This is a genomic window from Paracoccus sp. (in: a-proteobacteria), assembly GCF_030538655.1.
Classification (GTDB): domain Bacteria; phylum Pseudomonadota; class Alphaproteobacteria; order Rhodobacterales; family Rhodobacteraceae; genus Paracoccus.
Window position 1 is genome coordinate 1 of record NZ_JAUNTO010000013.1, and the last position, 17,566, is coordinate 17,566.

The following is a 17,566-nucleotide window of genomic DNA, read 5'->3' on the forward strand; positions in this document are numbered from 1 at the left end:
TGCTGGAAAAGGAACGGCGCGGCGAATATCTGGGCAAGACCATTCAGGTCATCCCGCATGTGACCAATGAAATCAAAGACTTTCTTGCCGTGGGCGAGGATGAGGTCGATTTCATGCTGTGCGAAATCGGCGGCACCGTCGGCGATATCGAGGGCCTGCCGTTTTTCGAGGCGATCCGTCAGTTCGCACAGGACCGCCCGCGCGGGCAGTGCATCTTTATGCACTTGACTTTGCTGCCTTATCTGGCCGCGTCCGGCGAATTGAAAACCAAACCCACGCAGCACAGCGTCAAGGAATTGCGTACCATCGGCCTGTTCCCCGATGTGCTGGTCTGCCGCAGCGAACAGCCGATCCCCGAAAAGGAACGCGCCAAGATCGCGCTGTTTTGTAACGTGCGCCCGGATGCGGTCATCCCGGCTTATGACCTGTCCTCGATCTACGAGGCGCCCCTGGCCTATCACCGCGCCGGGCTGGATCAGGCGGTGCTGGACGCATTCGGCATCAGCCCCGCCCCGCGCCCCGATCTGACGCGGTGGGAAGATGTGATGGACCGTCTGACCAATGCCGAAGGCGAGGTGCGCATTGCCGTGGTGGGTAAATACACCCAGCTTGAGGATGCATATAAATCCATTTCCGAGGCGATGACCCATGGCGGTATGGCCAATCGGGTCCGGGTGCGCGCCGAATGGGTCGCGGCCGAGGACATCGAGGCCGAAAATGGCAAGCATCTGCTGGATGGCTATCACGGGATCATCGTGCCCGGTGGCTTTGGCGAACGCGGCACCGAAGGCATGATCGAGGCGGCGCGATATGCCCGTGAAAAGAAGGTGCCCTATCTGGGCATCTGTCTGGGGATGCAGATGGCGGTGATCGAGGCCGCGCGCAATCTGGCCGACATGCCCGACGCCGGTTCCGAGGAATTCGACCACGAGGCAGGGAAAACCCGTTTTACGCCCGTGGTTTACCACCTGAAAGAATGGGTGCAGGGCAATTACACCGTGCAGCGCAAGGTTGGCGATGACAAGGGCGGCACCATGCGTCTTGGTGCCTATACCGCCGTGCTGACGCCCGGTTCGCGGATCAGTCAGGTCTATGACGGCGCGCTGGAAATCGAGGATCGCCACCGCCACCGATACGAGGTGGACGCAACCTATCGCGATCAGCTTGAATCAGCGGGGCTGGTGTTTTCGGGGATGTCGCCCGATGGCAAGCTGCCCGAGGTGATCGAATATCCCGACCATCCGTGGTTCATCGGCGTTCAGTCGCACCCGGAACTCAAGTCCAAGCCCTTTGATCCGGCACCTTTGTTTGCCGATTTCATCCGCGCGGCCAAGGAAGGCGCGCGGCTGGTCTAAGGGGGCTGTGATGCCGCAGTTTACCCGCAGGATGGTCCTGTCGCCGCAGGGGCAGCCCTATCAGATGGCCGGGGCACGGTCGTTTGCGCTGGCCCCGGATGCCGAGGTGATCGAAACTGCTTTGGGCGAACACCATTCGCTGCATCATATTGATCTGGACCGGGCGCGGGTGTGCTGGGTGGATGCGGGCCGCAAGATTTCCGACCGCGAAGGCGCGTTCTTTTATCAGGAACAGCGCCGCAATGCGCAATCGGTGCTGTTCGCGCCTTTCGACGATGCGGTGCAACTGGATGCGCCGCTGGCTCGGCGGCCGGTTCTGTTCTTTTCCATCGGGCGCTGCGGCTCGACCCTGATTTCCAAGATCGCGCATACCTGCGGCCTGACCACCTGGTCCGAACCCGACAGCTTTACCAACCTGACCCGCGCCCGTGATCTGCGCCTCAGCCAGCCGCAGACGGTGGCGCGGCTGACGCATCTGGCGCTGTCCGATCTGGACCGGCTAAGCGAGGGCACCGCATTTGGCATCAAGTTCCGCGCCGAGGTGACGGGCAGCATGGCCAGCATCATCGACGTTGCCGAAGATGCGATCAGCTTTTTCGTGGTGCGCGATGCGGTGGAATGGGCGCGCTCCAGCCGCCGGGTATTCGGAGTGGACGAACAGAAATCCGCCCGTCGTCTGGCAAGGATGGTGCAGGCGGCGCGGCAGGCGATTGCCGCAGGGCGCGATGTGCGGATTCTGGATTACCGGCTGATGGTATCGCAGCCCGAGATGGTGGCGGCGATGATCTGCGATGCGACGGGTTTGCCTTATCCTGATGCGGCGCGCCTGCAACAGACCATGCAGACCGATTCTCAGCAGGGCACGACGATCAACCGCGAGGCCAGCCGCTTTGATCTGACCGAGGGTTTCGACGACCGTTTTCGCAAGGAACTGGCCGCCATTGCCCCGGCCATGGACCCGCACGACAGCGCAAGCTGGTTCGGCTAAGCATTCGGCGCTTTCCAACCTGCCGGCCCTGCTGCGCCCTTGGGCGACTGCGGCCGCCCCTTTGCAATCAGGGCGACTGTTTGCGCTAATATTTTGATCTGACAGTAATTTTTTTCGCCTGTCGCGCGGCGCGGCAGCGGATTTGCCATATTCCTGACATATGGGGTGGTTAACGACCGTGCCGTTATCAGCGGTTTTCGCCGCTGCCCCAGACTGACGGAAAAAACATGAAGATGATCCTTGGCCTTGCGGCCACCTCGACCCTTACGATTCTGGCGACAGACGCCTCTGCTGCGACGTGTGCTTCTTTACCGATGTTGATGCTGTGCGATAACAGCGCAAGCGCGCCGGTTGTGTCCGCCAACCGTGGCACGCTGATCGACGTGACGGGCGGTATCGCCAGTAACGACCGTGGCACGGCGGCGGTTGCCGTCGATTACGATACGGTAACGATCCTGAACAAAGGCAGTATTGCCCAGACCGATGCGCGCAACAACGGCTATGCCATTGCTGTGCGCGGTGCCGATACCCGCATTTTTAACGCCGACGGCGCGACGATCCATGGCGGCGACCGCGCGATCGAGGTGCTGGCCGGTCCGGGTGGGCTGACGCTGACCAACGCGGGCACGATTACGTCGCGCCGTCAGGCCGTCCGCTCGCTGGAAGGGTTCCAGAACGCGACGGTCATCAACACCGGCACCATTGCTGCCGAGACCGGGCGTGCGCTGCAACTGCGCGGCAATGGCGCGACCGTGTTCAACTATGGCACGCTGACCGGCGGCGAGGAGGTGATCGAGGGGCGCGGTGATTTCTATCTGGAAAACTATGGCCAGATCTTCATCAACAATCCCGCCATCGTGGACGAGGACGGCGTGCAGTTCGCGTCGGGCCGGGTTGTGAACCACGGGCTGATCCGGGGCAGCGATGACGGCATTGACGTGGACGAAGGTCATATTATCAACGCGGCGGGCGGTCGCATCATCTCGACCGGGCCGCTGGATCTGCGCGATGCGGCCGGGATCGACGTAGATGAAGTCTTTGATGATGGCGTGAACCCGATCCGCCCCGCAGGCGACCTGCTGATCGAAAACGCCGGTTTGATCGAGGGGCCGCGCGCGATTACCACCTCTCTGGGCAGCACGTCCAGCATCACCATTCTGAATACCGGCAAATTGCATGGCCGCAGTGGCGTTGCCGTCGATTTCGCGCCGACGCAGGGTGACAGCCTGATCCAGATTTCGGGCGACAGCCGGATCATCGGCAATGTGCTGTTCGGCGCGGGCGATGATGTGTTTGCCTTTGGCGCATTGGGCCATTCGGCGTTGCTGAGCGGGCTGATCGACGGCGGGGCGGGCGACAACATGGTTGATTTCGGCACTTATACGCTGGCCGATCTGACCGGCTTTGTGGTGACGGGCGATCTGATCGACACGGTTCTGAACATTGGTGGCACCAGCCTGACCGCGCGGTTCCGCAACTTTGGCCTTTGGAGCATCGGCGGCCACACATGGACCGCCGCCGATTTGTCGGCGCAGATCGCGCCGGTGCCGCTGCCCGCCGGGTTGCCACTGGCCCTGGCGGCCTTTGGCGGGCTGGCGCTGCTGCGCCGCCGACAGGCCGCGCGGATCTGATAACAAAAGGGGGCGCGTCTGCTGTGCCCCCTACACTTTTTCCCGGTATCGGGGCAGATTGACCGTATCCCGCGACGGAGCCTGTGATGCGCCTTGCCCTGATCCTGTCCCTGCTGGCCGCACCTGCCATGGCGGATGCCCCCCTGTTCATTCTGGACCGCACGCAGATGGCATTCGATCTTGGCCCCGGCCATCCGGCGAACAGCCCGGCGCGGGCATCGAATTCGCCGAATGCGGCATGGAACTCGGCGGCCAATTCGGCCAACAGCAGTGCGGCCTATGAAAACCGGCCCGATAATCCGGCGAACCAGAACCGGCTGATCTTTACTGCCGATGGAAATGTGCTGGGCTATTACGCCGTGAATGCGGGCGGGGTGCTGAATCTGTTCGATCTGCGCGGGCGGCGGATCGCCTATCGCCCGGCGCGCGGCACCCGCAGCCTGTTCACCACCGGCGGCGAATGGTGCGGCACCGTGGATGGCACGATGGGGGGCGGCTTTGCCCTGGGCGTGACACGGCAATGCGCGGCGCGGTTCGGCCCATAGGCTGTCCCTTGCGCAACTGTCACAATGCCGGTCTATGACGAGGAAAATTTTCGGGAGGATGGGATGACCGACGCACCCAGAGACTGGCTTGACGCCGAGCTTCAGGATACGCTGGACGAAGATTACGAGATCGAACTGGAAGACGCCGTTCTATCGGCGGAAATCAAGAAGATCTATCGGGATACACACCCTAATGAGCTGGACCGAAAGATCTATTTCAACGAATTGCTGCGGCTTCAGTCTGAACTGATCAAGTTGCAGGACTGGGTTGCCCACCACAAGGAAAAAGTCGTCGTCATTTTCGAGGGCCGCGATTCCGCAGGTAAGGGCGGTGCCATCAAGCGGATCTCGCAGCGTCTGAACCCGCGCGTCTGCCGCGTCGTCGCGCTGCCTGCGCCGTCGGACCGGGAAAAGACCCAGTGGTATTTTCAGCGTTACGTGCCGCATCTGCCTGCGGGCGGGGAAATCGTGCTGTTCGACCGCAGTTGGTATAACCGCGCCGGTGTCGAGCGGGTGATGGGTTTTGCCAGCGAAGATCAGGTGCAGCAGTTTTTTGACGATGTGCCGGAATTCGAACGGATGCTGGTTCGCTCGGGTATTCGGGTGGTGAAATACTGGTTCTCGATCACCGACGAGGAACAGCAGATGCGGTTCCTGATCCGCATCCACGATCCGCTGAAGCAGTGGAAACTGTCGCCGATGGACCTGCAATCCCGCGTCCGCTGGGAAGCCTATACCAAGGCGAAAGAGGAAATGCTGGAACGCACCAACATTCCCGAAGCGCCGTGGTATGTCGTGCCTGGCAATGACAAGAAACGCGCTCGCCTGAACGTGATGAGCCATCTGCTGAGCCTGATCCCCTATACCGAGGTTCAGCACGAAGAGGTGCATTTGCCTGACCGCGTGTTCAACGTCGATTACGAACGCGAAATTCTGCCGCCTGACCTGTATGTGCCCCAAAAGTATTGATGCCTCAGGCGGAGATATTTGCGGACCAAAGATGCTGGATTTCGTGATCTGTGACGTGTTCACCGATCAGCCGTTTTCCGGGAATCCTTTGGCGATTGTCATGGGTGCGGGCGGGTTGAGCGTGACGCAGATGCAGATCATCGCGCGGCAGTTCAATTTGTCCGAGACGATTTTCGTCATGGCGCCGTGTGATCCGGTGAATACGGCGCGGGTGCGGATTTTCTTTCCGACAGCCGAGATTCCCTTTGCCGGGCATCCGACTATCGGCTGCGCCCTGCATCTGGCCGGGGGTGCCGACGGGCGGATCGTTCTGGAGGAGGGGGCGGGTCTGGTGCCTGTCACCATCAGCGGCGGCGTGGCGGAATTTGTGGCACCCCGGCTGCCGGTGGCGCATGGGGTGATCCCCGATGCCGGGCTGATCGCGGCGGCGCTGGATCTGTCGCCGGGGGATCTGGGCTTTGGCGGCCATCGGGTTGGCTGCTGGCAGGGTGGTCCGGCGTTTCTGTTTGTGCCGCTGGCCAGCCTTGACACAGTTGCACAGGCCCGACCGATTGAACCGCATTGGTCGCGGTTGATGGCAGTGGCGGATGTGGACAGCGCCTATCTGTATGCCCCGGATGGCGATGGGTTCCGTGCCCGAATGTTTTCGCCAGGGGCCGGGATTCCTGAAGACCCTGCAACCGGGTCCGCTTCGGCTCTGTTGGCGGCGCAGTTTCTGGCGGCGGGGGATCTGGTCGAGGGGGAAACCCGTATCCCGCTGCGGCAAGGGGTCGAGATGGGGCGGCCTTCGGGCATCAGCTTGACGGTGGTGGTTCGGGGTGGTTCGCTGGCGGAAATCCGTATTGCGGGCCGTGCCGTTCCCATCGCGCAGGGCCGTATTCGTATCCCGGAGGATGTATGACCAAAGCCTATTGGGTCGGGCTGGTGACGGTTGATGATCCGGCGGCCTATGAAGCCTATCGCCAGGCCAATGCCGCCGCGTTCGACAAATACGGCGCGCGGTTTCTGGTGCGCGGTGGTGCCGCCGAGGTGGTCGAGGGCGTGGCCCGTCCGCGCGTGGTGGTGATCGAATTTCCCGATCTTCAGGCCGCGCGTGATTGCTGGCACAGCCCGGAGTATCAGGCGGCGCGGGCGCTGCGTTTGCCGGTCAGCGATGCCGATCTGGTGATCGTCGAAGGGTGGGTTGGATGATAATATGCCCTTTGCCGCCGCGCGGTGTCGGATTATATCGGGTGAATGTTTCGTAATCTCCTTTCCCGTCTGTTTTCCGATGAACCGCTGCCGCGTCCGCTTGCCTCTGAGGATGCCGAGGTCGCGGTGGCTGCGCTGCTGGTTCGTGTGGCGCGGGCTGACGATCATTATACCGCAGCCGAACGCGAGCGGATTGACCGCGTGCTGGCCCGGCGCAGGGGGCTGAATCCCGAGGAGGCCACCGCCCGGCGCCTTGCCGCCGAGATGATCGAGGCCGAGGCCCCGGATACCGTGCGCTTTACCCGACTGGTCAAGGAACGCATTGCGCTGGATGATCGGATCGGCGTTATCGCCGCCATGTGGGAGGTGGCCTATGCCGATAACCAGCGTAGCGCGGGAGAAGAAAGCCTGATCCGTCTGGTGGCTGGTCTGCTGGGCGTGACAGACCGTGAATCAGCGGTTGCGCGGCAGCAGGTGATGGCGCGGATAGGGGTGCCCGAGGGATAATCCGTTCATCGTCGGTCAAGCGGGGTCAGCCATCGCATCCTGTGGCGTATTTTTCACAAACAGTGAACACCGGGCGTTGCGGCGGTTTATCCCAGTTCGGCCAGAAAGATATATCCGGCGCCATAGATGGTTTTGATAAGGCGCGGGTTTTTCGGGTCTTCGCCCAGCTTGGCCCGCAGCCGCGAGATACGCACATCCATCGCCCGGTCAAAGCTGTCGCCTGCCGTGCCGCCCAGTGATTCCAGCATTTGTGCGCGGGTAATCAGGCGGCGCGGGCTGTCGAGGAACAGGCGCAGCAGTTCGGCTTCGGCATGGCTGATCGGGGATTCGCCGCCGTCCGGGGCGGTCAGCATGTAGCGGTCGAAATCGGCGGTCCAGCCGGCGAATTGTTGAATCTGGCCGCTGCGGCCAGCGGTCTGGGACGGGCGGCGCAGGCGGGCGCGGATGCGCGCGACGACCTCGGCGGTTTCGAATGGCTTGATGATGTAATCATCGGCGCCCAGTTCCAGCCCTGTCACCCGGTCCTGCACCTGTGCGCGGCCTGATATGATAATGATTACCGCGCCGGATTCGGCAGCCAGCCGGTGCACCAGCGCCAGCCCGTCGCGATCGGGCAGGCCAAGGTCGATCAGGCAGGCGTCAGGGGTGATGCGGCGCAAAGCAGCCTCGAATTCCGTGGCGCGAGAAAAGGCAGCGGTGCGAAACCCGGCCTCTTCAAGCGCGTTGGCCAGCAGGCGGCGGATTTCCGGTTCGTCGTCCAGAATGGCGATCAGCGGGACATCAGACATCGGGCATGGTTCCAGAGATTGCCTTGGCCAGCGCGGCGGCCAGCCGGGCGGCGTCGAAAGGTTTGGTCAGCACCGGGCAATTGGCCGCCAGCCGGGCAGGGTCAGAGGGCGGCAGCGAGGTCATCAGCACGCAAGGCAGCGGGCCGCCGGTCAGATCAAGGCCAGAGCCGTCGCCCAGTTGCAGGTCTGACAGGATCAGCGTCAGCCCCGGCAGATCGGCGATGGCCCGCGCCTCGGCCAGCGAGGCGGCCTCGATCACGGCATGGCCAAGACTGGTCAGCATATCGCGGACACTGGTGCGGATCGTATTATCGTCCTCGGCCAGCAGCACCATTTGCGGGGTGGCGCGACGCAACGGCAGGCGGATGCTGATGCATGCGCCGCTGTCGGTATTTCTCAGCCGCAGGGTGCCGCCGGCCAGTTTGGTCTGGTCATAGACCATCGACAGGCCAAGACCGGAACCCTGCCCCTGTTTGGTAGAAAAGAACGGCTCGGTTCCGCGTCGCAGGGCTTCGGGGGAAAAGCCGGGGCCGGTATCGGTGACGGTCAGCAGCAGCCAGTCGTCGCCCTCGCGGCGCGATTCCAGCGTGATGCGACCCGGCCCGGCCATCGCGGCATTGGCGTTCAGGATCAGGTTCAGCAGCGAATCCTGCAAGAATCCGGGGTCAAGGATCAGCCGTCCTTCGGGCAACGCGCAATCCACTGTCAGATCGGTGCCATCGTGCAGCGATGGCCGCGCGAGTGCTGCCGTTTCCGCCAGCAGCGCCGGCAGATCAACGGGCTGCGGCGACAGGTGCCGTGGCCCGGAAATTCGCGCCAACCGTTCCAGCAGAGCGACTCCGCGACGGGCTGCGGCCAGCGTGCCCTGAACATCGGCGGCGGACCCCGGCGGCAGATCGGCCCCGGCCAGCCGCCCCTGAAGGCCCAGGATGATTGTCAGCAGATTGCCGAAATCATGCGCCAGCCCGGATGTCAGCCGCGCGGCCAGTTGCCGTTTTGAGGCATGGCTTAACGCCTCGCGCGCCTGAACCTCGGCGGTGACATCTGTGGACAGGATATAGACGCCATGCCCGGCGCGGTCGGGCGTCAGGGCGATACGGATGCGGCGGCCCGAACCGGGATGCGTCATCTCGAACACCTGCGGATCACCGGCAAGGGCGTTTTCCATCGGTGGAACCAGCGTTCTGGCCGCGTCGGGACCATGCGCCTCTTGCAGTGTCAGACCGACAATTTCGGCGCTGGTGCCGGGAAAGACCAGAGGCAGGCGCCGGTTGGAAAAGGTATAGCGGAACTGGTCGTCCATATGTGCGATATGGGCCGGGATCATTTCGATCACCTGCCGGGTATGCGCCTCGGTCTGGGTCAGGATCGCCTGCGCCTCTTGCAAGGCGGCGTTGGTGGCGGCCAGTTCGCGGTTGGCGGCGGCCAGTTGTTCGGCATGGGCCAGCACCTGTTCCGACAGTTCCTCGGACCGCGCGCGCAGCAGGGCCTCTTGCCGTTTGGTGGCGGTGATGTCGGTATAGACGGCGATCCAGCCGCCCTGCGCCAGCGGCGCGCCTTCGACCGCGATCCAGCGGCCGTTGGGGCGCTGACGTTCCAGATAATGCGCCTGAAAGGTCCGCGCCTGTTCGACCCGCATGGCCACTGCGGCATCGGGATCGTCCTGCGGACCGTATTCACCGCGTTCAACCATAAAGCGGATCGTGTCTTCGAAGGTGGTGCCGGGCTGGATCAGCGATTCGGGCAGTTCGAACATGTCCTGAAACGGACGGTTCGCCACCGCCAGCCGCAGATCGGCGTCAAAAATCGTCAACGCCTGCCCGATCAAATTCAGCGCCGAGCGGGTCAGATCGTTCAATTGCGCCGTGGTTTCCATCCTGCCCCCTCTTGGCGGTCAGCGTTAGCATCGCCCCCCGCGATGGGAAAGCTGTAACATTTTGTTGGATTCGGGAAAAACTGCGGCAAAGATTGCCGCCGACAACAAACCGCGCACCCCGGAGGAGAGGCCGGGTGCGCAGGCAGCACCGGCGGACAGTCCGGGCAGGGGGAGGGAACATGACCACACCAGCCGCGCCCACGGGCGATTTGCAATCTATTCCGGCGCTGCTGGCGCGCAATGCTGTGCAAATCGGCAGCCGTCCCGCCTATCGGGAAAAGGAATTCGGCATCTGGCAAAGCTGGACCTGGGCCGAGGCCGCCGAAGAAATCCGCGCATTGGCGCTGGGCTTTTTGGCGCTGGGTCTGAACCGGGGCGATCATGTGGCCATCGTCGGGCGCAATCGGCCGATGCATTATTGGTCGATGGTGGCGGCGCAGATGTGCGGTGCGGTGCCGGTGCCGCTGTATCAGGACGCGGTGGCCGACGAGATGGCCTATGTTCTGGGGCACTGCAACGCGCGCTTTGTCGTCTGCGGCGATCAGGAGCAGGTGGACAAGATCATCGAGGCCGAACAAAAGGCCCATACCGTCGATCAGGTCGTCTATGCCGACAAGCGCGGGATGCGCAAATACGACCACACCCGTCTGAATGCTTTGGCCGATGTGCAGGCCGAAGGCCGCGCCGCCGCGCAGCGTCTTGGCCCGGAACTGGATGCCCGCATTGCGGAGCTGACCTATGACCATACCTGCGTCATGCTGTATACCTCGGGGACGACGGGCAAGCCCAAGGGCGTGGTGCTGTCGAACCGCAACGTGATCGAAACGGCCAGGAATTCGGCTTCGTTCGATCATCTGGGCGTTGATGAGGACGTTCTGGCCTATCTGCCGATGGCGTGGGTCGGCGATTTCGTGTTTTCCATCGCGCAATCGACCTGCGTCGGCTTTACCGTGAACTGCCCCGAGGGGGCGCATACGATGATGACCGACCTGCGCGAAATCGGCCCGACCTATTTCTTTGCTCCGCCGCGTATCTTTGAAACCATGCTGACCAATGTGATGATCCGCATGGAGGACGCTGGCGATCTGAAGCGCGGTATCTTCAATTACTTCATGGATTTCGCCAAGGTTCGCGGCGAAGAGTTCGGGATGCCCAAATACCGCAAGCAGCAATCGAAACCGACGCTGCGGCGGCGGCTGCGGTGGGGCTGGCGCTATGCGATGGGCATCGGCTTTGCCTTTGAAACTATCGTGGAAAATGCCATCCGGCTGTCGCTGGTCAAGCTGCGCCATGGCAAGAATGCGCGCGACCATTTCAAGGCGCGTGGCCCGCTGCTGAACCTGTATCCGCAGCCTTTGCGCGATTATTTCACCTATCGCACCGGCGAAGTGCTGGTCTATTCGCCGCTGAAAAACTCGCTGGGGCTGTCGCGTATTCGCGTGGCCTATACTGCGGGCGAGGCGATCGGGCCGGAGATTTTCGAATTCTATCGCAGTTTGGGGATCAACCTGAAACAGCTTTACGGCCAGACCGAAGCGACGGTGTTCATCACCCAGCAGCCCGACGGTCAGGTGCGCGCTGATACGGTTGGCGTGCCCTCGCCTGGGGTCGAGGTCAAAATCGCTGCAAATGGCGAGGTATTCTATCGCGGCCCCGGCACCTTTGTCGAGTATCTGAACAACCCTGACAGCACCGCCTCGACCAAGGATGCCGAAGGCTGGGTCGCCACCGGCGACGCCGGTTTCTTTGAACCGGGCAGCGGCCATCTGCGCATCATCGACCGTGCCAAGGATGTGGGCAAGATGGCGGATGGCAGCATGTTCGCGCCCAAATATGTGGAAAACAAGCTTAAGTTCTATCCCAACATCCTTGAAGCGGTGGTGGTCGGGAACGGGCGCGATCACTGCACCGCCATCATCAACATCGACCTGACCGCCGTCGGCAACTGGGCCGAGCGTAATAACGTGGCTTATGCCAGCTATCAGGAACTGGCCGCGAACCCGCGCGTCTATGAAACCATCCGCAAGCATATCGAAGAGGTGAACGTTTCGGTCGCCAAGGATGCGATGTTGTCGGGGTGCCAGATCCACCGTTTCCTTGTGCTACACAAGGAACTGGATGCGGACGATGGCGAAATGACCCGCACCCGCAAGGTCAAGCGCGGCGTGATTTCCGAAAAATTCGCCGATCTGATCGACGCGATGTATGGCGGCAAGGACAGCATCTATACCGAAACCGAAGTCACCTACGAAGACGGTCGCAAGGGCAAGCTCAAGGCCACGGTGCGGATCGAGGATGCCAAGGTTTTCCCGACCGCCAGCCATCAGGTCGCTGCGGAATGATCGCCCGCATCGCAAACCGCCCCGCCCAGAAAGGTGACGCATGACCCAGATGACCGCAGCCGCCGCCCCAGAGGGCTATACCACCGCGGATGGCCGTCAGATCGGCCCGGTGCTGATGGAGATGAAGAACATCACCCTTCGCTTTGGTGGTGTGAAGGCCATCACCGACATCAGCTTTGACATCCGCGAAGGCGAAATCCGCGCCATCATCGGTCCGAACGGGGCCGGGAAATCCTCGATGATGAACGTCATGTCCGGGTTTTACGTGCCGCAGGAAGGCGAGGTCTGGTTTCGCGGCAGCCGCCGCCCGCCGATGAAACCCTACGAGGTGGCGCGGCAGGGCATTGCCCGGACGTTCCAGAACATCGCGCTGTTTGATGGCATGTCGGTGCTGGACAACATCATGACCGGGCGCCTGAACCAGATGAACGCCAACATATTCCAGCAGGCCCTGTGGTGGGGCGCGGCCGAGCGCGAGGAAATCGCCCATCGCGAAAAGGTGGAAAAGGTCATCGACTTTCTGGAAATCCAGAACATCCGCAAAACCCCGGTCGGGCGCTTGCCCTATGGTCTGAAAAAGCGGGTCGAGCTGGCCCGCGCGCTGGCCGCCGAACCCAAGCTGCTGATGCTGGACGAACCGATGGCCGGCATGAACGTCGAGGAAAAAGAGGACATGTCCCGCTTTATCCTGGATGTGAACGACGAATTCGGCACCACGATTGCGCTGATCGAACATGATATGGGCGTGGTCATGGATCTGTCCGACCGCGTGGTCGTGATGGATTACGGCAAAAAGATCGGCGACGGCACCCCCGACGAGGTGCGCAACAACCCCGAGGTCATCAGCGCCTATCTGGGGGTGTCTCATGACTAAGACAGAATTCGCCGCAACCGGACGGGAGGCCGTGTGACATGGGTTTCTTTATTGCCACCGAGGTCTTTATCAACGGTCTGATGACCGGCGTGATGTATGCGCTTGTCGCGCTTGGCTTTGTGCTGATCTACAAGGCATCGGGCGTATTCAACTATGCGCAGGGTGTGCTGGCGCTGTTTGCCGCGATGACTCTGGTCGGCATTCAACAGGGGCAGGTGCCCTTTGCACATCTTATCAACGCGACCTTTGGCACCAACCTGCATCATTTTGGCTGGACCATCCCGTCGCTGCTGGCGATCCTGCTGACGGCGGGCGTCATGGTGGTGCTGGCCATTCTGATCGAAAAGCTGGTGTTGCGCCATCTGGTCGGGCAGGAACCGATCATCCTGTTCATGGCGACCATCGGTCTTGCCTATTTCCTGGAAGGTCTGGGCGACGTGATGTGGGGTGCCGACATCAAATCGCTGGATGTGGGCCTGCCGCAGGGCGTGTCGGAAAGCTTTGAGGAAATGACCGACGCGATGTTCGGCTATGGCCTGTTCATCGACAAGCTGGACATCTGGGCCGCCATCATTGCGGCGGCGCTGGTCGCGGCGCTGGTCGTGTTCAGCCAATACACCAAACAAGGCCGCGCCATGCGCGCCGTGGCCGACGACCATCAGGCGGCGCTGTCGGTTGGCATCAATCTGCAATTCATCTGGATCATGGTCTGGTCGATTGCCGGTTTCGTCGCGCTGGTCGCGGGGATCATGTGGGGCACGAAATCGGGGGTGCAGTTCAGCCTGTCGCTGATCGCGCTCAAGGCGCTGCCGGTGCTGATGCTGGGCGGCTTTACCTCGATCCCCGGTGCGATTGTCGGGGGGCTGATTATCGGCGTGGGCGAAAAGCTGTTCGAGCTGTGGGTCGGCCCACTGGTCGGCGGCGCAACCGAAAACTGGTTCGCCTATGTGCTGGCGCTGCTGTTCCTGGTGTTCCGTCCGCAGGGCCTGTTCGGCGAAAAAATCATCGAGAGGGTGTAAGGATGCAAGGTTGCAGCGCCTCCGGCGGGGAGAATGGGACAAGCAAGAAGCCAGCTTCCTGTTTGCCTGAATACGCAGTCCACCGCGCAAATCCGAATGCCATGTTTCACCATCAAGAGGGGGTCAACTGATGCTTTACCGTGAGGCCGGTGATTTCAAGACCAGCTACCGTGATGACGGGCAGACCTTCCCGATCGGCTTCGACCGCTGGCGCTATTACTTCGTGCTGTTCGTCGCCTTTCTGGTGATCCCGCTGTGGATCGACGATTACTGGGCGAACGCCGTGTTTGTGCCCTTTCTGATCTATGCCATCGCGGCCATCGGGCTGAACATCCTTACCGGCTATGCCGGGCAGGTCAGCCTGGGGACCGGCGGGTTCATGGCGGTGGGGGCCTATGCGGTTTACAAGCTGATGACCGCCTTTCCCGACATCAATATCGTGATCCACATCGTTCTGGCGGGCGGGATCACGGCGGCGGTTGGTGTGCTGTTCGGCCTGCCTTCGCTGCGGATCAAGGGGTTCTATCTGGCCGTGGCCACGCTGGCGGCGCAGTTCTTTCTGGTCTGGCTGTTCAACAAGGTGCCGTGGTTCTACAACTACTCGGCCTCGGGGCAGATCAACGCGCCGACCCGCACCGTTCTGGGCTGGGATGTGACCGGCCCGGCCACAAGCGCCCCGGCGAAATACCTGATCTGTCTGGTCTTTGCCTTTGTGCTGGCATGGATGGCGCGCAACCTGACGCGCGGCATGATGGGCCGCAAGTGGATGGCGATCCGCGACATGGACATCGCCGCCGAAATCATCGGGGTGAACCCGCTGACGGCGAAACTGACCGCTTTTGCTGTCTCGTCCTTCTTTGTCGGCATCGCGGGCGCGCTGTTCTTTGCCGTCTATCTGGGCGCGGCCGAAGTGGGCGAGGCGTTCGGGATCAACAAGTCGTTCCTGATCCTGTTCATGATTATCATCGGTGGGCTGGGGTCTATCTTTGGCGCGTTTGCAGGGGCAGCCTTTCTTGTGCTGCTGCCGGTGCTGCTGAAAAACGTGTTGGTTGGCGGCATGGGCTGGCCGACCGATCTGGCGGCACATATCGAACTGATGATCGTGGGCGCGCTGATCGTCGTGTTCCTGATCGCCGAGCCGCACGGGCTGAACCGCCTGTGGGAGCTGGCCAAGGAAAAGCTGCGGCTGTGGCCGTTCCCGCACTGACGTTCCAATACCAGAACCGGGCAATCCGGCAGACTTAACCCTTTTGGGAGGAAACCCGAATGAAACTGACTTTCCCCGCAATCGTTGCTGCTGCCGTGATGGCTGCCGCCCCCGCGATGGCCGATCTGGTGGTGCCGAACCTGTCGTATCGCACCGGCCCTTATGGTGCGAACGGCACTCAATATGCCGATGGCTTCAATGATTATTTTACCCTGCTGAACGAACGCGACGGCGGCATTGGCGGTGAACGTGTGCGGGTGCCCGAATGCGAAACCGCCTATAACACCGAGAAAGGTGTTGAATGCTATGAGGCGACCAAGGGGCAGGGCGCGCTGGTGTATAACCCGCTGTCCACCGGCATCACCTATCAGCTGATCCCCAAGGTGACGGTTGACCATATCCCGCTGTATACGCCGGGCTATGGCCGCACCTCGGCCAAGGACGGCACGGTGTTCGAATGGGTGTTCAATGCGCCCGCCAACTATTGGGACGGCGCTTCAATCGCGGTCAAACATCTGCTGGACGTGAACGACGGTAGCCTTGATGGCAAGTCGATTGCGCTGGTCTATCACAACTCGGCCTATGGCAAGGAACCGATCCGCACGCTGGAGGAGTTGTCGAAAAAGCATGGCTTCAAGCTGACACTCATCCCCGTTGATGCGCCCGGCCAGGAACAGAAAAGCCAGTGGCTGCAAATCCGGCGCGAACGTCCTGACCATGTGATCCTGTATGGCTGGGGCGTGATGAACCAGGCTGCAATTCAGGAAGCCGCGAATATCCGCTTTCCGATGGAAAACATGATCGGGATCTGGTGGTCGGGTTCGGAACTGGATGTGCGTCCGGTCGGGGCGGGGGCCAATGGTTATAAATCCATGACCTTCCACGGCGTCGGCACCGATTACCCGATGTATGATGATATGAAGCAATACGTCATCGACCCCGGCAAGGCTTCGCAGGGCGGGGCGCATGTCGGTTCGGTGCTGTATTCGCGCGGCATGTATGCGGCGCTGGTCATATCCGAGGCGATCCGGAAGGCGCAGGAACTGGCCGGCACGTCGGCGGTGAACGCCGAACAGGTCCGTCAGGGCTTTGAGGCGCTGGATATCACGCCCGAACGTCTGGTCGAACTGGGGCTGCCCGATTTTGGCCCGGAACTGGCGATCACCTGCGACAACCACGGCGGCAGCGGCATGGCCCGTGTGCAGCAGTGGGACGCCGCCGCAGGCCAGTGGAACCTGATTACCGAGTTTACCTCGCCTGACCACGAGGTGCTGGACCCACTGATCGCCGAGGACAGCGCCGCCTATGCGCGGGAAAGCAATATCACGCCGCGTAGCTGCAACTGATCCGACAGCCCCGGCGGTATCACGCCGCCGGGGCCACCCTGACCGCCATCTGACCGGGGGATTGCCCATGCTGGACACCGCGCCGAACCAGACCTCGACCATCGCCAGCGGCGAAAAGCTGCTTGAGGTGAACAATATCGAGGTGATCTATAACCACGTCATTCTGGTGCTGAAGGGCGTCAGCCTGTCGGTGCCCAAAGGAGGCATCACCGCATTGCTGGGCGGCAATGGCGCGGGCAAGACAACCACGCTGAAGGCGATTTCCAACCTGCTGCATTCCGAACGCGGCGAGGTGACCAAGGGCAGCATCGTCTATCGCGGCGAACGCGTGCAGGACATGGACCCGGCCAGTCTGGTCAAGAAAGGCGTCATCCAGGTGATGGAGGGGCGCCACTGTTTTGAACACCTGACGGTCGAGGAAAACTTGCTGACCGGCGCCTATACCCGCACCGATGGTGGGGCCGCGATCAAGCGCGATCTGGAAATGGTTTATGAATATTTCCCCCGCTTGCGCGAACGGCGGCGGTCTCAGGCCGGTTATACCTCGGGCGGGGAACAACAGATGGTCGCGATGGGCCGCGCCCTGATGAGCCGCCCGGAAACCATCCTGTTGGACGAACCCTCGATGGGTCTGGCCCCGCAGCTGGTCGAGCAGATATTTGAGATCGTCAAGGCCGTGAATGAGGGCGAGGGCGTGACCTTCCTTTTGGCCGAGCAGAACACCAACGTTGCGCTGCGCTATGCTCATTACGGCTATATTCTGGAAAGCGGCCGCGTGGTGATGGACGGCGCGGCAGATGCTCTGCGCGAAAACCCGGATGTGAAAGAATTCTATCTGGGCATGTCGGACGAGGGGCGCAAATCCTTTCGCGATGTCCGCAGCTATCGCCGCCGCAAGCGTTGGCTGGCGTGATTGCCTGAACCGGAA

General features: G+C 61.8%; 16 protein-coding genes. 14 read left to right on the plus strand and 2 right to left on the minus strand.

Annotated elements, in window-relative coordinates:
- The 8 genes from Q4G22_RS09960 to Q4G22_RS09995 form a co-directional block, all read left to right on the plus strand.
- On the plus strand, positions 1–1,355 hold a 1,355-nt coding region (locus tag Q4G22_RS09960; RefSeq protein ID WP_303385756.1), incomplete at its 5' end, for a CTP synthase.
- 10 nt (positions 1,356–1,365) lie between these two features.
- Positions 1,366–2,343 carry a hypothetical protein gene (locus Q4G22_RS09965; protein WP_303385757.1) on the plus strand — a complete coding sequence of 326 codons (978 nt, stop codon included), beginning with the start codon at positions 1,366–1,368 and terminating at the stop codon, positions 2,341–2,343.
- Between the two features lie 227 nt (positions 2,344–2,570).
- Entirely contained in the window at positions 2,571–3,974 is a 1,404-nt protein-coding gene (locus Q4G22_RS09970; RefSeq protein ID WP_303385758.1) for a VPLPA-CTERM sorting domain-containing protein, read from the plus strand.
- A gap of 86 nt (positions 3,975–4,060) precedes the next feature.
- Positions 4,061–4,519: a hypothetical protein gene (locus tag Q4G22_RS09975; RefSeq protein ID WP_303385759.1), complete on the plus strand. Its 459-nt coding sequence runs from the start codon at positions 4,061–4,063 to the stop codon at positions 4,517–4,519.
- A gap of 63 nt (positions 4,520–4,582) precedes the next feature.
- On the plus strand, positions 4,583–5,488 hold the full coding sequence (gene ppk2 / locus Q4G22_RS09980) for a polyphosphate kinase 2 (RefSeq protein WP_303385760.1): 906 nt from the start codon (positions 4,583–4,585) through the stop codon (positions 5,486–5,488).
- Positions 5,489–5,519: 31 nt separating this feature from the next.
- Positions 5,520–6,389 (plus strand): PhzF family phenazine biosynthesis protein, encoded by an 870-nt coding sequence (locus Q4G22_RS09985; protein WP_303385761.1) that lies wholly within the window; start codon positions 5,520–5,522, stop codon positions 6,387–6,389.
- Positions 6,386–6,679 (plus strand): DUF1330 domain-containing protein, encoded by a 294-nt coding sequence (locus Q4G22_RS09990; RefSeq protein WP_303385762.1) that lies wholly within the window; start codon positions 6,386–6,388, stop codon positions 6,677–6,679. Before Q4G22_RS09985 ends, Q4G22_RS09990 begins: the two co-directional genes overlap by 4 nt.
- Before the next feature lie 45 nt (positions 6,680–6,724).
- Entirely contained in the window at positions 6,725–7,186 is a 462-nt protein-coding gene (locus Q4G22_RS09995; protein WP_303385763.1) for a TerB family tellurite resistance protein, read from the plus strand.
- A gap of 86 nt (positions 7,187–7,272) precedes the next feature.
- Here Q4G22_RS09995 and Q4G22_RS10000 read toward each other — a convergent pair whose 3' ends face one another.
- Positions 7,273–7,974, minus strand: coding sequence for a response regulator transcription factor (locus Q4G22_RS10000; protein WP_303385764.1), 702 nt, complete (start codon positions 7,972–7,974; stop codon positions 7,273–7,275).
- Positions 7,967–9,850 (minus strand): PAS-domain containing protein, encoded by a 1,884-nt coding sequence (locus Q4G22_RS10005; protein ID WP_303385765.1) that lies wholly within the window; start codon positions 9,848–9,850, stop codon positions 7,967–7,969. Before Q4G22_RS10005 ends, Q4G22_RS10000 begins: the two co-directional genes overlap by 8 nt.
- 179 nt (positions 9,851–10,029) lie before the next feature.
- On the opposite strand from Q4G22_RS10005, the gene Q4G22_RS10010 reads away from it, so the two are divergent.
- From Q4G22_RS10010 to Q4G22_RS10035, 6 genes are all read left to right on the plus strand, one after another.
- Positions 10,030–12,192 carry an AMP-binding protein gene (locus tag Q4G22_RS10010; RefSeq protein WP_303385766.1) on the plus strand — a complete coding sequence of 721 codons (2,163 nt, stop codon included), beginning with the start codon at positions 10,030–10,032 and terminating at the stop codon, positions 12,190–12,192.
- A 49-nt stretch (positions 12,193–12,241) separates the two neighbouring features.
- The gene (locus Q4G22_RS10015) at positions 12,242–13,066 is read left to right on the plus strand and encodes an ABC transporter ATP-binding protein (RefSeq protein ID WP_303385837.1); all 825 of its coding nucleotides are present in this window, start codon (positions 12,242–12,244) and stop codon (positions 13,064–13,066) included.
- A 38-nt stretch (positions 13,067–13,104) separates the two neighbouring features.
- A complete protein-coding gene (locus Q4G22_RS10020; protein ID WP_303385767.1) occupies positions 13,105–14,085 on the plus strand; it encodes a branched-chain amino acid ABC transporter permease in 981 nt (326 codons plus the stop codon).
- A gap of 130 nt (positions 14,086–14,215) precedes the next feature.
- Positions 14,216–15,292, plus strand: coding sequence for a branched-chain amino acid ABC transporter permease (locus Q4G22_RS10025; RefSeq protein ID WP_303385768.1), 1,077 nt, complete (start codon positions 14,216–14,218; stop codon positions 15,290–15,292).
- Positions 15,293–15,351: 59 nt separating this feature from the next.
- The gene (locus tag Q4G22_RS10030) at positions 15,352–16,638 is read left to right on the plus strand and encodes an ABC transporter substrate-binding protein (protein WP_303385769.1); all 1,287 of its coding nucleotides are present in this window, start codon (positions 15,352–15,354) and stop codon (positions 16,636–16,638) included.
- A 67-nt stretch (positions 16,639–16,705) separates the two neighbouring features.
- Positions 16,706–17,551 carry an ABC transporter ATP-binding protein gene (locus Q4G22_RS10035; RefSeq protein ID WP_303385770.1) on the plus strand — a complete coding sequence of 282 codons (846 nt, stop codon included), beginning with the start codon at positions 16,706–16,708 and terminating at the stop codon, positions 17,549–17,551.
- Positions 17,552–17,566 lie beyond the last annotated feature (15 nt).